Origin of the sequence: Neoluteolibacter marinus, assembly GCF_014904755.1 — a bacterium.
Lineage (GTDB): Bacteria > Verrucomicrobiota > Verrucomicrobiia > Verrucomicrobiales > Akkermansiaceae > Haloferula > Haloferula marina.
In genome coordinates this window covers 1-303 of record NZ_JACZFQ010000185.1, presented here as the reverse complement: position 1 = coordinate 303, position 303 = coordinate 1, and the positions used below count along the sequence as shown (strand labels likewise).

The window sequence follows — 303 nt, the reverse complement described above, 5'->3', positions numbered from 1 at the left end:
CGGTTCGTGCCGGACCTGGCCTGGCACGAGCAGCGCACGGCGCTCGAGTACAACGCCTGTGACTTCGTCTGCTGAATGGCGGGGTTCTTCGGTCGCTTCGTGGCGGGGTCAGGTGACACCGATGACCAGGGTGCTCTGTGCGGCTTCGATGACGTCGTTGGTGATGGTGTCGAGTTCGTTGATCTTCAGGACCCGCTGGATCTGGGGGAAGAGGCGTTCGAGGAGCCGGAAGTTGCCGCGGGTGATCCGTGCGATGGCTGCGATGGCTTGGGCGTCGGTGAAGTCGTCGGGGTCGAGGGTCTT

Annotated in this window: 1 pseudogene; it reads right to left on the bottom strand. The window is 64.0% G+C overall.

Features of this window, described 5'->3' with window-relative positions:
• Positions 1 to 108 precede the first annotated feature (108 nt).
• Positions 109 to 303, bottom strand: a pseudogene (locus IG178_RS24405) (AAA family ATPase); the annotation flags it as partial.